Source organism: Rhodococcus sp. EPR-134 (genome assembly GCF_001647205.1).
In the GTDB taxonomy this organism is placed as follows: Bacteria; Actinomycetota; Actinomycetes; order Mycobacteriales; family Mycobacteriaceae; genus Rhodococcus_F; species Rhodococcus_F qingshengii.
The window spans coordinates 1-14,489 of sequence record NZ_LVCT01000687.1 but is presented as its reverse complement, the minus strand read 5'-3'; the positions used below and the strand labels follow the sequence as shown (position 1 = coordinate 14,489).

The following is a 14,489-nucleotide window of genomic DNA, read 5'->3' as shown; positions in this document are numbered from 1 at the left end:
GAAGAGCGATCGTTACTTATTGCGCCATTCGGGCTTTCGCTTGTCCACAAAGGCCTGCATACCTTCCTGAGCGTCGCAGGTCACGGCGTTGGTTGCCATAGTTTCCGCCATCGCCTCGTACGCCTGCGCTTGCGGCAGATCGATCTGGCGATAGAACGCCTGCTTACCGATCTTCACCGTCAAGGGGCTGGCCGTCGTGATCTTGGCGGCCAGTTCGCGCACCTCTCGGTCCAGGTCTTCGGGCGCGACGACGAAGTTCACCAGACCCCAGTCCGCAGCGGTGTCGGCGTCGATCGTCTGCCCGGTGAGCAACATCTGCATCGAGCGCTTGCGCCCTACTGCCCTGCTCAGCGCCACCATGGGCGTCGAGCAGAACAGTCCGATCTTGACGCCCGGCGTGCCGAAGACAGCATTCGACGCAGCAACAACCAGATCACACGACGCGGCCAGTTGGCAGCCCGCCGCGATAGCCGGGCCCTGTACTGCGGCAATCACCGGCTGCGGAATCCGCTGTACGGTCTCCATCATCTCGGTACAGCCGTCGAAGATCGCCCGCTCGTCCTCGAGGGTTCTCCCGATCATCTCCGTCAGATCGTGTCCGGCGGAGAACACCGGGCCTTCGGCGCGCACGATCACGACCCGCACGCGCTCGTCTACAGACAATTCGACAAGGGCAGCCGTCACCTCACGCATGGTCTCCGCCGAGAGCGGATTGCGCCGCGCCGGCCGATCGAGCGTCAGGAAACCGAGTCCCACCGATTCCTCGACGGAAATCTTCACTGCAGTGTCTTCTACCTGTGTCTGCGACATGTGTTCTCTCTACCAATCGAATCCGTCCCGGTCAACGAGACGAAAAGGGCATCCACTCGCACCGCGTCGATACGGTCCGGTCAATACTTCGCCACTACGAGGAGTGCCCATGAGCACCGATGCCGCCGTCACCACTGATCTCGAAGAGATTCTGCGCGCTCAGCAGGAAGCAACTCGAGCCGCTGGTCTTCCGTCCGCGCAGACACGACGCGAGCGCATTCAACGCGTCGTCGATCTCCTGGTGGCAAACCACAAGGATCTGACCGAGGCGATCAACGAAGACTTCGGCGGCCGAATCCCGGCCTACTCGGTGATGAATGACGTTCTCGGGTCGATGGTTTCACTCAAGCACGTTCGTGATTCGCTCGAAGAGTGGATGATTCGCTCACCGAGAGCTACCGGAGCGATGCAGGACCAGTTGGGTGCCACGGCGTACGTGTCGTACCAGCCGAAGGGTTCGATCGGCATCATCGGAACCTGGAATGCTCCCCTGTTCACTCTCCTGAGCCCGCTCGCCTGCGCCCTCGGAGCAGGAAATCGCGCCATTCTCAAACCGTCGGAGATCGTGCCCAATACTGCGGCCGTCCTGGCCGAGGCGGCGCGTCGAACTCTCGACCCCGTGGAGGTCGCGGTGGTGACCGGCGGCCCGGAAGTCGCTGATCTGCTGACGTCGCTGCCTTTCGACCACCTCGTCTTCACCGGCAGCACGACCGTCGGAAAGCTGGTCATGGCCAATGCTGCGAAGAACCTGGTGCCGGTCACCCTCGAACTCGGCGGCAAGTCACCGAGCGTCTTGAGCCGCAGTGCCGATATCAGCTCTGCTGCTTCGCGTTTGGCTATCGCGAAGTCCACCAACGCCGGTCAACTCTGTGTCTCTCCCGATCTGATCTACGTTCCGCGCGAGAACACGGAAGCATTCATCGACGCGTTCACCGACCAGTTCACGGGACTGTTTCCCACGATTGCCGACAACAAAGACATGGTCTCGATAGTCAGCGATCGTCACCTCGCACGCATCGAGGGGTACATCGCGGACGCCGAAGAACGTGGGGCACGAATCATCACCGTTCCCGACGAAGAACTCTCCGCAGACACTCGTCGTCGCCCACTGCGAATCGTGGTCGACCCTCCGACCGACGCGCAGATCATGAAGGAGGAGATCTTCGGGCCGGCCGTCGTCGTCTTGCTGTACGACCAACTCGACAACGTCGTCGCCGACATCAATTCACGACCGAAACCGTTGGCGCTGTACTACTTCGGAACCGATCTGGACGAGAAGGAATCCGTACTCGAACGCACCGTCTCGGGCGGCGTCACCATCAACGACGCGATGTCTCACCCCGGGCTGAGCGACGCACCCTTCGGCGGCGTCGGGGCTTCGGGCATCGGGCACTACCACGGCCGTGAGGGTTTCCTGGAGTGCAGTCACGCGCGAACGGTATTCGAAGCAGCGCAGCATGACCCACGCGGTGAATGGGGAATGCTCCCGCCGTACGGTGAGGGTTTCGAGCAGATGATGTTGGCTCAGGTAACGCCCTAGGGCCTCCGGCCCCGTGCGCCTTTTTGGTAGTTCGCGCTACCGGAAAGGCGCACCGGCAAGGCCGCGGCTGAGGAACTCCACCAGCTGACCCGGTTCGGTATCCACCGACTCGATCAGTTGGATCAACTCCTTCTTGTCTTCTACCGCAAGCGGTTCGATGCCACCGAACGTGCGCATCGTGGACCCGGCCGGAAGAACACGAGCACACACGAGTGTGCCTGGCTCGAGGTTCAGCGAGCCCCACTCGTCCGTGACCTTCACCAGATGGCCGTTGCGGACGTCGCTGAGGGTCACCAACTGTCCCGGCTCCGTCGAGGCGACCTTGTACACCGAGCGCGGAATCGACAACCACTGATCGGCCAGTTCGCGTTCGTCGGCAGGCAGCAGTTCTCCGCGGCGCTCGACAAAAGCTGCGAAAATACCCGCATCGAACAAGGCAGCGTCGACGGCCAAACCACCTTCGACGGCCAGCGTCAGTGCTTCTTCGCTGTTGAACTGCTCGGCACGGATGAGCGCAAGATCGAACACGGCGTCGAAGTACTCCGGCGTGCGCGAGAACAACTGAGCCTTGACGTAGAGCCAACTGGCCCGGTCGTCGAACGTCACCTCGGACTTACCGAGATGGCAAACCTTGAACTTTCGACCGGAACCGCACCAGCACTTGTCATTTCGTCCGAGTTCGGGGTGCTCGGCCGGGGCGTAGCGCTGAAGAACCTCGTGCAGAACCTCGGACTCGCCACCCTCGATTCGGCCCAGCAAAGCCAGCGCGCGCGTCACATCGCTTCGATCGGCGGCCAGTAGCGCCAGATCGAAGATCGCGGGAGTCCAGTCGGGATCTAGATCGTGCGCAGTTTCGTACGACGCCTCAGCGGCCAGGATCTTGCCGAGACGATCCGAAGCCTTGCCCGCCAGCCAGTGCGCTGCCGGCTTGACACGACGCGACCCTTTTTCGGCGAGAGCAGTTGCAACAGAATGCAATACGGAATCATGATCGTCGAGTTCGGACAACAGCTCCAACGCTGCCGCAGCCGCGGGCGACTCGGCGAGGCCTGCGAAGGCCTGCGGATCCTCCTTGATCTGCTTGCGCGCCCAGTCCGAGACATCGTCGACGCCTTCGGCTTTCGCGGCCATGACCACATCGACGAAGGCGATCACCGACGCGGCTTCTTCGGGGTGCAGATTCTCGCGGACCTCGAGCATGCGGGCCCGGTTCGCCAGGTGGTATGCCTCGAAATCGAATCCGTCGACCGCAACGTAGTCACCGTCGCGGACGTAACCTGACGCCTCGAGCATCTCGCCCAGCGGGGCGGTCGGCTGACGGAACAGCGACGGCTCGTCGAGCATCAACTGCCAGACAATGGCATCGAGGGTGTCAGCACCGATGTCGGCAAGGACCGTCGCCAGGTGCTCGCCGAATCCGGGTGCGGGATCCAGTACCTCGGGGATGGTGCAGAGTGTCAGCTCACGGTCAGCGACGAACAATCCGATCAAGTCACCTTCCGAGCACTCGGCAAGGGTGTCGGTGTCGAGCAGAAAGCCTTCGTCGTGTGGGAACTCCGGATCTTCGATCCCACGATCAGCCAATAGATCGTCGTCGGTCCCGCGGTGCACGACGCTGATGCCGTGGATTTCGTCGTCGTCACGATCGAGGAAAACCCGCAGCATCATCAGATCGGGGTTCGCGTCGAGAACGCCGGACCTGATTTCCGCTTCGGTGAGCCGATGGGTCAACACTCGATGCTCGAACAACGTGTCGAGGGCGGCGTACCGTTCCTCACTCAAGTATCCGAGCAACGGGTCCTCGACGTACTCGACGAATTCGGTCATGTCCTCGGCTGTACCGTGCCCGGCGTCAGCCAACAGGGTGCCCCAGTCCGCCGCTGTCTGCGGGCCGTGCTCACGCAACAACTCCATCGCGGCTTCGGCGATCAAGTCATTGGCATCCATCGGTTCGTTCACCTATCCAACTTTAACGGGGTCGACTCGATACATCGTCACCGGTCATCGGTCGAGTGATCGGCGCCTCCGCGCAACTCGCGCACCAGTTCTTCGGCCTCGAGATCTTCGGAAGCGAGAACCTCGAGTACCCTCGCGGCCTGCGATTCCGTCGCCATGACCACAACACCCACCGCAAACGCGCCAGTGGGGGCCGTCAGGACCCGAGCACTGATCACATCACCTGGCTCGCCTTCGACCGAGTGAGCAACCGTGACGGTCTCCTTGGACCCACGATCGAGCAGCACGACGCCGGTGTCGGACGTTTCGATCACCTCGTACACCGACCTCCGGATTCCGAGCCACTGTGCGGCTGTCACAACTTCCGCCTCCGGAAGTAGTTCGCTGCGTCTGGCCAAGAATTCGGCAAAGATTCCACCCTCGAACAGAGCGACGTCCAGTGCCGATCCGTCGAAGATCGTGGCCGCGATCAGTTCGTCCTCGGAGAGATTTTCGTTTTCGAGATCGTCGAGCCCGGTCACGATGTCGACGAATTCGGAGGCAAACGCAAACAGGCATGCCTTCTTGTACAGCCACCGACCGTCCGCCTTGACGGATTCATCGGCCTTTCCGAGGTGGCAGACCTTGTACTTGCGGCCGGAACCGCACCAACATTTGTCGTTTCGCCCGAGTTCCGGGTGATCGGCTGGGACGAAGTCCTGCAGTACGGCGTAGAGATTCTCTTCACTTCCGCCGTCGATCCGCCCGAGCAGTGACAGCGCCCGGGTCGCATCGCCGCGGTCCGACGCGAACTGAGCCAGCTCGAACAAGGCCGGACCCCAACCGGATTCGGCAAGGAGCGCTTTCTCGTAGTGCGCCTCCGCTTCGAGGACGCGCCCCAGCCGATCGACAGCCTTACCGGCGAGCCAATGAGCCGCCGCCCTGACCGACCGTGGCCCTCGCTCGGCCAGTTCGGAGGCAAGCGCTTCGAGGATTGCGTCGGTCACCGGGTCCTGATTCCGAAATCCGAGATCGAACACGGCCACTGCAGCACCCGGATCTGCCAGTGAGACAAAAGAGTCCGGAGCAGCGCTCACATGACGGTGGGCCCAGTCCGCGATATCGAAGTCGGCGATGACCGCGTCGGTGTATCCGCGGTCCGCCAGATCGACAAACGCAACGGCAGAGACTGCCTCGTCGTGGGTCAGGTCGTAGGTACTGGCCACCAAGGCTGTCCGAATCTGCAGGTCGTAGGCGTCGAAGTCGAATCCCCGCCGAGCCAGTAGCTCACGCTCGTGCTCGTAACCTGCCACCTCGAAGATCTCACCCAGCGGCGCAACAGGAACCGTGAAGAGTGACGGATCCTCGATCAGGAGTTGCCAGCACACAGAATCCAGGGCCTCTACTCCGTCCTCCTCGAAGAGTTCGCCGAGCGCCGGAGCAAGATCGGGTTCGTCCTCGATCTCGACCAGACGAAACGCAAGTGTTCCGTCTTCGACAGCCAAGCCGACGAGATCACCGTCGGCGCACTCGCCGAGGGTTCCGGCCGGAAGTACCACAACTCGTCGACTCCGGAAGGGAGCAGCTCCGCGTTCGGAGGCTGCTTCTTCCGCCAGGGCCACCCGGATCGCCCCGTCCTCGCCGTCGCCGAATGCCAAGATCGGTTCCAGGTCGGGGCTCGCGTCAAGGATGTCCGACGCAATCTCGACTTCGCTGAGCCGGTGAGTGAACACGAGCCCTTCGAGGACCGTGTCGAGAGCGACGTACTTTCCGTTGGGCAGGTACCCGAGCATCGGTTCGGACAGGTACTCGAGTACATCGGCCAACTCGGTCGCAGTTCCGTACTCCTCGAGATGGGTCGCCCACTCTTCGAGACTCAGCGGGCCTTGCTCGCGCAGAACAGCCAAAGCAGCGGAGGCAATGGAACCGGCAGCGTCGTCGTCGAAATCAGTCACCCGCCAATGGTAGGCGACCTATTGCAGCCCACTGAGCCCCTCGCCCAGCACGGTCGCACCGAGGATCGTCAGGATGACCGTCATCATCACCGCGTTGTTGGCGGTCATCCATGCCTTCGCGGACGCGAGGATCTCGTCGGCACGCTTGCCGGAGAACACCTTCACCAGGATCGGCGACGCGATGCCGACGCTCGCGATGACCGTGAAGATCACCGCGGCAACAATCTGTTGGGCAACGACATTCGTGGCGACCGCGATAGTGGCCGCACCGGATACCGCCAGCGCTGCATTCTTGGGATTGACCGCCGCGGACAAGAACGCCAACCCGAACGCCTTCCGCGGAGTCAACCCGTCGCCGCTCTTCATCCACTTCGGAACTGTCGGCTCACTCCCGTTTCGCGGACGCGCGCGCCACTGCTTGTATGCCAAGCCGAATAGGACAAGACCCAACACGATTCGTACGACGCTCGACCACACCGAAGTCTGCGACGACTCCGACTCCGCAAACGAATAGTCCGCGATCACGATGGTCACCGCGACGACTGCCGAGATTCCGAGGACCCACCCGAGTAGAAAAGATGCCGCCCCTCGATGTGCTCCAGCGGTGATCATGACGAGCACGATCACCGCCATGGGCATCGAGACGAAAAGCAGGCCGAGGGCAATCGGAGGAGACAAACCGATCGCAGCTAGCACCGAAAACCTCCAGTTGAATGCACGATCGACGATCGATTCGAGGTCGAAATCACGACGTCGGAGGCAGCATGACCTCGATGAGATGCGGGCCGGGTTCCGCCAGCGCTGCGGCAAACTGTTCGGCCAACTCCTCCGCTGTGTTCGCCCGCGACGCGGGCACTCCCAACCCCTCGGAGATCTTGACGTAGTCCATGTTCGGAGATGACAGATCCAACATCGACTGTGCGACGACGCCGCCACCTTCTGCGCCGACTCGTTGCAGTTCGCCACGCAGGATGGCGTATGCGCGATTGTTGAGCAGAATCGTCGTGACGTTCAACTGCTCTCGCGCCTGCGTCCACAACGCCGTGATGGTGTACATCGCGCTTCCGTCGGCTTCGAGATTGATCACCGGTCGCTCCGGCGCTGCCACAGCGGCGCCCGTCGCCACCGGGATGCCCTGGCCGATGGCACCTCCGGTGAGCGTGAGCACGTCGTGGCGCGGCGCTCCGGCAAGGGCAATCGGGATCGCCCAACCGGAAGTCGCCGCCTCGTCGGAGATGATGGCGTCGTCTGGCAGCAGGGCGCCGATCACGTCGGCCCAATTTCGAACGTCCAGAGGCCCGCTCGGCAGCGCCGGCCGATTCGCTTCCTGCAAAACAGGTTCGACTCCCGGTGCCACGAGTTCGGCCACTGCCTCCAGTGCACCGGCAACATCGTCGCCGACGCTTGCCAGCGTTGTCACCGCAGCACCCTCCGGTGCCAGATCGCTCGGTTTTCCGGGATACGCAAAGAACGAGACCGGCGAAACCGCTCCGGCCAGAACCAGCTGAGTTGTTCCGCGAAGTTGTTCGGTGGCGTGCTCGGCGAAGTATCCCAAGCGCTCGAATGACGGTAGCCCCGCACCTCGTTGAAGCCTGGCTGGAAAAGTCTCGATCAGAATCTGGGCACCGGTCGCGACCGCAATTCGGGAAGCGGCGCGCAGCCCAGCTTCGGAACAGGCTGCGCCGCCCAGCAGTAGCGTGGCGCGACCCTCGGCATTGAGCGCGCCCACCACCGAGTCGATCTGTGTTGCAGAAACTTCCGCCCGCGGCGGTATGTCCCGAGGACCCGCAAGAACTCCACCTTCGCCCCACGAGACGTCGGCAGGGAGGACAAGTGTGGCAATGTGCCCGGGCGGATTCATCGAGGCGGCAACGGCGTCGGCCGCGTCGCTACCGACGGTCGCGGTGGATTCGGAACGTCGACTCCACCCCTCCAACCATTCGGTCAGCGCATCGATGTTCGATTCGAGAGGAGCGTCGAAACCGTGGTGGTAGGTCGCGTGGTCCCCGACGATGTTCACGATCGGTGTGTGGGCGCGGCGCGCGTTGTGAAGGTTCGCCAGTCCGTTCGCCATACCGGGGCCCAGATGGAGCAGCGTCGCGGCAGGCTTTCCGGCGATCCGTGCGTAGCCGTCCGCGGCACCGGTCACGGCGCCCTCGAACAAGCCGAGTACCGCACGCATCTGCGGAACGGAATCGAGTGCGGCGACAAAATGCATCTCGGACGTTCCTGGATTGCCGAAGCACACCTCGACGCCCGAGTCGACCAGGCTTTGGATGAGCGACTGTGCACCGTTCATTTCGATCACCTCTTCTTCATGAAAAGCTGCGAATGCTTCCTGCGCTTCATCGTGAGCAACCGAACTCCCGGTGCGTGCTCCTCGATCCGAACAGTCATCCGTACCTCCGTCGTGGCCGAGAGTCTCGATTCAAGCTACTCGGTCGGGAGTTCAGCGTTCGTAGCCCTTGCGCATATCGTCGACGATGCGTGGCCGGTCGAGCGTCGAGGGTTCCAACTCCCGCCTCGGGCGATCGCGAGGAAACACCGAGGCCGACGCCAGCGTCGGCTCGTCGAGGAACCGCAGGTTCGGCACATCAGCGGGCAGACGAAGGTCGGGTGGAGTGGATCCCGCTTGCGCGAGCACATATCCCCAGTCACCGAAGCTCGGCACGAAAACGTGATAGGGCGAGACGCTCAGTCCGACAGCCGATACCGTCGACACCGTTCTCCAGTACGCATCCGGTGTCGAGTACGGGCTGCCGGACTGGACGACCATCAGCCCGCCCGGATTCATCGCGGCAGCGGCAAGTCCGTAGAACTCCATCGAATACAAGCGGCCAAGTGCGGGGGTGTCAGGATCCGGGAGGTCGACGATCACCGCATCGAAACCCGGTTCCGGACGCTCTCGCAGCCACCGAAACGCGTCGTCGAGTACGACGTCCACCCGTGGATCCTCGAGCGCTCCCTCGTTCAGATCACGAAGACGCGTGTTGGCCAACTCGATGACTGCCGGATCGAGTTCCACTTGAACGATCTGCTCGACGCTGTTCATTCGCAGCACTTCCCGTGCAGCGAGGCCGTCACCGCCGCCCAGAATCAGCACGCGCCGGGGGTCGTTCACCAGGGCCGGATACACCAGCGACTCCGTGTACCGATGCTCGTCGACACTGGAGAACTGCAGGTCTCCGTCGAGGAACAGGCGCACGTCGTTCCCCCGCTCGGTGACGACGATTTCCTGGTACACCGATCGCTCGGCGGCCACCACGGGATCGGTGTAGAGCCGCTGCCTCGATGTGGTCTCGATGTCCGACGCTGCGATCAGCAACCATCCGATCAAACTTGCTGCCAACAGCATTGCGACGACGGCGATCGATCGTGCGCGCAGGCTGAGCTGCCACCGAAGGAGTATCAGCGCGACCACTGCCGCAGCCACGAGATTGATCATGCCGGTGAGTGCGGCACCGCGAATCATTCCCGCCCACGGCAACAGTACGAACGGCCACAGCAGACCACCGATCAATGCGCCGAGGTAGTCGGCGGCATTGAGGTTGGCCAGTACCTTTCCGGTGCTCTGTGCGTCGTTGTCGCTGCGACCGGACTGCAAGAGCGTCATCAGCAGAGGCACTTCGGCACCGACGAGGATGCCGATCAGCGCGGTCGCCGCCACCAGAACTGCTGCGCTGGAACCGAAGAACGTGAAGGTCACGTACAGCGTGACGGCACTGAATCCGCCGATCAGCCCGAGCAGTATCTCGACCGTCACGAACGAAACGGCAGCGTGTCCCAGCAGAGGTTTGGCGGCCAGCGCTCCGATACCCAGAGCCGCAACAAATCCCGCGACGATCAACGACGTCTGGGTGATGCCGCCGCCGGTCAGACTCACGCTGAGTGTCAACAGGGCCAGCTCGTAGATCAGGCCACACGCAGCGCACGCCGCAACAGCCGCAAGGAGAAGGACGCGTGCGCGCGGGCCGAGCATCGTCGAACGCTCGTCAACTGTCACATCGGGATCAGCGGCAACCATCAGGTGAGCGCTGCGGCGTTCACCAAACCGATGGACAGCAAGCTCACACCCACAGCCCACGCGGCGCCACACATCTTCGGATCCTGCACCAGCGCAACCAGCTTGCCGGGAAGGAATGCGTTCATCAATCGCAGCGCGATCGCTTGCAACACGATCGCGAACAGTCCGTACACCGCGGAGTCGGCGAGTCCCTGGGCAAAGCCGTCCGAACTGGTCAGGATTGCCGTCACCACGATGATCGCCAGCGCAAGATGATTGGAGGCCAACAGAATCGCGGCGTTCGGATTCTTGTCGACGTAAACCTGATGGCGGAGATTTCCGGGTGTCATGAGGTCGAGGACCAGGAATCCCGTCGCCAGAACCGCTGCACCGACGACGAAGTAGGCGAGGGTGCCGAGAACGCCCCCGACGAGCAATGCCGGATCCACCGTCCCGATCTCGACGGAAGTGGATGCAAAGATGTTCGTCACGCCGTTCTCCTTCTCATTGAGCATTACCGTCATTTGGCACTACCCGAGCCGCCGCTGCCACTGCTTCCACCCGCCGGGGATCCCGGGTTGAAACCCGGTCCCAGGTACGCGTATCCGCCGCTGCGATACGTGCCGTCGATGTCCTCTACCTTGATGGTGCTGCCACCGCCCGAAGCCGAACTGACAGTGACGATGTCGTCGTCGTAGCGCAGGTATTCGTTGCCGCCGTCAGCACTTCGCGCCGCTGGTTCGTCCGCGTCGACAATCCGTGAGACGGTCGTGCCCACTGGATCTTTCGACGAGTACAACACGACGTCGCCATCCTGGGACGTCTTGGAATAGTTGTCCGCGATGAAGTCTTTGGCTCCACCACCGCACGCCGACAAGACAATTGCGGCCGCCAGCATCACCGGAGCCAACCACGTCCGCCCCCTCACGGGCGCCACCTGCTGCGTGTCTTCACGATCACTCCTGTCCCCTCCCCCGGGTACAAATGCCAACTCTGCCAACTCCACCCCTGGCGGTCTCGCACGCCATACAAAGCGGTCAACGCTGTGTCGTCGCCGGGAAAGGATCCGCAGATCCAACCGTCCTGGCCGGCGGACTCTCTCAACGATGCAGCTTCCGAATCGAATTCGACTCGGTCCAGGATCAGCGAGGAAGACTCGAACCGGTAGTTTTCCGTGGACTCCACTGCCGGCAAGGGTTCACCGCCGGCGGCAAGAGCATCGCACGAAACCTGTTCGGTCAGTTTCTTTCCCGACGCCCAGGCCGTCACCACGTGCGAAGCCCCGAGCACTCCGAGTGTCAGCGTCGCGTCGGAAGTTCCGATCACCAACTCGGCGAGGGTCGGTGGCGCAGGAGCTCCCAGTACCAACCCCAGTGCCGAGGCATCCACGTCGGTCGGCTCCACGTCGAGTAGATACAGGCTCATTCCGGGGGGCCCGAGTGGATGACGGTGAGTTCGCTGCGAGTGACCGCCCGTCCCGTGGAAACCTCCCACGACTGTCCGCGCGCCCACTTCTCGAATGCAATCAGGCCGGTCTTGTCTGCGGTCGCATAGTCCGCGTATTCCATCGAGCCGGAAGGGGCCGTACCCGTCGTACCCTCGGCCGTGAACTTCGCCGTTCCACTTTCGATCTTGCGGTGAACCTTGTCGTCGAGAATGACGTCGCCGTTCGGGACCAGGTTGGTTCCTTCTCGACGCATCCAGAGAGTCATCTCCAATTCGCCCTCGTCGTCCTCGACCGTCAACCAACGACGACCGGTCGAACCGTCGAGAAGGTGCTCACGCCAGATGTACCCCTCTTCGTCGAGCGTGATGGTCCCTCGAACAACATGGTCGATACCCGCGTACGTGATGATGTCGCCGACCCCGATCTTGTGGGGGTCGTACACCTCGGGATAGTCGGCGAGCGGGTCGACGCGAGCACTCGGCTTGCCCTGGCGTCCACGCAGGACCACAAACACGACGGCAGCGATCACTACGAGTATCAGGACAACTATCAGCACGTTGGTCAACGGTTTCTCCGAAATCGTCTCGGCAGGGTTGCCGCGGGCCATACCCTACCGATCCGTTCTCAGCCTTTTCGGATGAGACTGCCGGCAATCCGGCCTGTCGCCGACCGGACAGGTCTCCAGCGCCGCGGGCAGATCGAAAGACTGCCCCGGCGCACCTTTGCGTTTACGCTCAGCCCGAGGAACTCCGCGCGAACGAAAGCCGGTCGACTGACGATGAGCAAGAACACGGAGCCGTCTGCCCGCACCGTCATGCACACACCACGATTCTGGTTGACACCATTGATAGTGGTCACCCTCTTGATGTCTGCGCTGGCAGCGTTGTACATGGGCGGAATACTCGACCCCAAGAAACACCTGGACCAGTTCCCGATCGCCCTGGTCAACCAGGACGAGGGCGACACCCTCCCCGGTGGCGACCCCGCCGACCGCAAGAACTTCGGAAACGACATCGTCGCCGGCCTCGAAAGCGGAATCGACCACCAGAAGATCGACCTGCAGCAGATCGGTATCGCCGAAGCCCAATCGCGGTTGAACTCCGGCACGCTGTACGGCGCGATCGTGATTCCCAGTGATTTCACGAAGAGGACGATCATCCTGGCGGAGGCCAGCGTCGTCGCCGGTGACGTAGAGCAACCGATCATCACGATCTACACCAATCCTCGCGCCGGTTCCGTCTCGGCATCGCTGGTCCAGTCGATCGGAACCACAGCCCTCGCCTCGGTCAACAAGAACATGGGCGAGCAACTCACCGCCCTTGTCACCGCGCAGTTGGAAGCGGGAGGCACCGGAACCCAGATCTCCGGAGCGAGCCGCCTGCTGCTCGAAAACCCGGTGAACGTACTCACGGTTGCCCACGATCCGCTTCCCGACGGAACCGGATTCGGTTTGGTGGCATTCTATTTCGCGCTGCTGTTGGTCCTTGCGGGATTCACCGGAGCAACCGTGGTCAATTCCTTGGTGGACGGCATGCTCGGATACGCGCCTACCGAATTCGGTCCACTCTTCGTTCAGAACGACGTTGTGGGTATCAACAGGTTTCGAACGCTGCTCGTCAAATGGGCATTCATGATCGTGTTGTCCGGCATAGTCTCCGCGTTGTTCCAGTGGATCAGTCGCGCCCTCGGAATGCCGGTCACTCACGGGCTTGCATTGTGGGAGTACGGCGCGCTGGTCATCACAGCGGTGGGCATCACGGCGATGTCGGTGATGGCCGCGTTCGGCTCGTTGGGCATGTTGATCAACCTGTTCGTGTTCGTCATTCTCGCGCTGCCCTCGTCCGGTGGCACCATCCCCCTCGAAGCCAGCCCCAGGTTGTATGCCTGGCTGGCGCAATTCGAGCCGATGCACCAGATCTACATGGGCACGCGATCGATCCTGTTCTTCGGCGCACGCGGTGAGGCAGGCCTGCTGCATGCCGTCTGGATGACGTTGGTGGGGCTACTGATCGGCGTCGTACTCGGCATCGTGACCACCCGTTTCTACGACCGCAAGGGCTACGAGCGCACCCATCGCCGCAAGGTGGCGTGACATGGTACCCAGCCGGGATTTGATCGAAACCTGTTGAGCCGATTCAATGTGATTGCGCGTTTCGGGAATCTTCGAGCCCCTTCCGCACGTTGTACAACTATGGCTAATTACAAAACAGTCAATCCCGCGACAGGTGAAACCGTCAGGGAATTCGATACTTTGGATGACGCCGGAGTTGAAGCCGCACTTGCGAACACGCATCGCGGCTACTTGACCTGGCGCAACAGTGCGCCACAGCAGCGTGCGGCAGTCCTGAGCAAGACCGCCGAACTGTACACAGAGCGCGCAGACGAACTGGCCCGAATGATCTCCTTGGAGATGGGTAAGCCGGTCCGCGAGGCCAAGGGCGAAGTACAACTCTCGGCCGCGATCTATCAGTGGTATGCAGACCACGGTCCGGCACTGCTCGAGGAAGAACGACTCGACGTTCCCGGGGCCGAGGAGTCGGTTGTGTACCGGCGACCGATCGGCGCTCTCATCGGCGTCATGCCGTGGAACTTCCCGTACTACCAAGTCGCCCGCTTCGCGGCACCGAATCTGATGCTCGGTAACACGATCATTCTCAAGCACGCATCGAACTGTCCGCAGTCGGCGCTGCTGATGGAAGAGATTCTGCGACAAGCCGGATTGCCGGACGACGCCTACGTCAACGTCTTCGCGACCAACGAGCAGATCGCGGACATGATCGCCGATCCCCGAGTTCAAGG

Annotated in this window: 13 protein-coding genes; 3 read left to right on the top strand and 10 right to left on the bottom strand. The window is 62.2% G+C overall.

Going from position 1 to position 14,489, the window contains the following annotated elements:
* Positions 1–12: 12 nt before the first annotated feature.
* A complete protein-coding gene (locus A2J01_RS30215) occupies positions 13–810 on the bottom strand; it encodes an enoyl-CoA hydratase (RefSeq protein WP_003939812.1) in 798 nt (265 codons plus the stop codon).
* Between the two features lie 109 nt (positions 811–919).
* Between A2J01_RS30215 and A2J01_RS30210 the strand changes: the two genes are divergently transcribed.
* On the top strand, positions 920–2,350 hold the full coding sequence (locus A2J01_RS30210) for a coniferyl aldehyde dehydrogenase (protein ID WP_064114204.1): 1,431 nt from the start codon (positions 920–922) through the stop codon (positions 2,348–2,350).
* Positions 2,351–2,386: 36 nt separating this feature from the next.
* Here the strand turns inward: A2J01_RS30210 and A2J01_RS30205 are convergent, their stop codons facing one another.
* The 9 genes from A2J01_RS30205 to A2J01_RS30165 all read right to left on the bottom strand — a co-directional run bounded on the left by A2J01_RS30205 (position 2,387) and on the right by A2J01_RS30165 (position 12,297).
* Positions 2,387–4,297: an SEC-C domain-containing protein gene (locus tag A2J01_RS30205; protein ID WP_064114205.1), complete on the bottom strand. Its 1,911-nt coding sequence runs from the start codon at positions 4,295–4,297 to the stop codon at positions 2,387–2,389.
* A 47-nt stretch (positions 4,298–4,344) separates the two neighbouring features.
* The gene (locus A2J01_RS30200) at positions 4,345–6,240 is read right to left on the bottom strand and encodes an SEC-C domain-containing protein (protein ID WP_064114203.1); all 1,896 of its coding nucleotides are present in this window, start codon (positions 6,238–6,240) and stop codon (positions 4,345–4,347) included.
* Between the two features lie 18 nt (positions 6,241–6,258).
* A complete protein-coding gene (locus A2J01_RS30195) occupies positions 6,259–6,936 on the bottom strand; it encodes a GAP family protein (protein ID WP_064114202.1) in 678 nt (225 codons plus the stop codon).
* Positions 6,937–6,985: 49 nt separating this feature from the next.
* Positions 6,986–8,539: an acetolactate synthase large subunit gene (locus A2J01_RS30190; protein WP_064074318.1), complete on the bottom strand. Its 1,554-nt coding sequence runs from the start codon at positions 8,537–8,539 to the stop codon at positions 6,986–6,988.
* A gap of 150 nt (positions 8,540–8,689) precedes the next feature.
* Positions 8,690–10,264, bottom strand: a complete 1,575-nt coding sequence (locus tag A2J01_RS30185; protein ID WP_064114201.1) for a polyamine aminopropyltransferase — start codon at positions 10,262–10,264, stop codon at positions 8,690–8,692.
* Positions 10,264–10,767, bottom strand: coding sequence for a DUF350 domain-containing protein (locus A2J01_RS30180; protein ID WP_042448576.1), 504 nt, complete (start codon positions 10,765–10,767; stop codon positions 10,264–10,266). The genes A2J01_RS30185 and A2J01_RS30180 overlap by 1 nt, the downstream gene beginning before the upstream one ends.
* On the bottom strand, positions 10,764–11,141 hold the full coding sequence (locus A2J01_RS30175; RefSeq protein WP_050793959.1) for a DUF4247 domain-containing protein: 378 nt from the start codon (positions 11,139–11,141) through the stop codon (positions 10,764–10,766). Before A2J01_RS30175 ends, A2J01_RS30180 begins: the two co-directional genes overlap by 4 nt.
* 26 nt (positions 11,142–11,167) lie before the next feature.
* The gene (locus tag A2J01_RS30170) at positions 11,168–11,668 is read right to left on the bottom strand and encodes a DUF2617 family protein (protein ID WP_064114200.1); all 501 of its coding nucleotides are present in this window, start codon (positions 11,666–11,668) and stop codon (positions 11,168–11,170) included.
* A complete protein-coding gene (locus A2J01_RS30165) occupies positions 11,665–12,297 on the bottom strand; it encodes a DUF4178 domain-containing protein (RefSeq protein WP_042448586.1) in 633 nt (210 codons plus the stop codon). Before A2J01_RS30165 ends, A2J01_RS30170 begins: the two co-directional genes overlap by 4 nt.
* Before the next feature lie 171 nt (positions 12,298–12,468).
* On the opposite strand from A2J01_RS30165, the gene A2J01_RS30160 reads away from it, so the two are divergent.
* Positions 12,469–13,782: a YhgE/Pip domain-containing protein gene (locus A2J01_RS30160; protein WP_030537210.1), complete on the top strand. Its 1,314-nt coding sequence runs from the start codon at positions 12,469–12,471 to the stop codon at positions 13,780–13,782.
* Positions 13,783–13,881: 99 nt separating this feature from the next.
* Positions 13,882–14,489 (top strand): aldehyde dehydrogenase family protein (locus A2J01_RS30155; protein WP_156519449.1); only part of this gene is annotated, 608 nt, incomplete at its 3' end.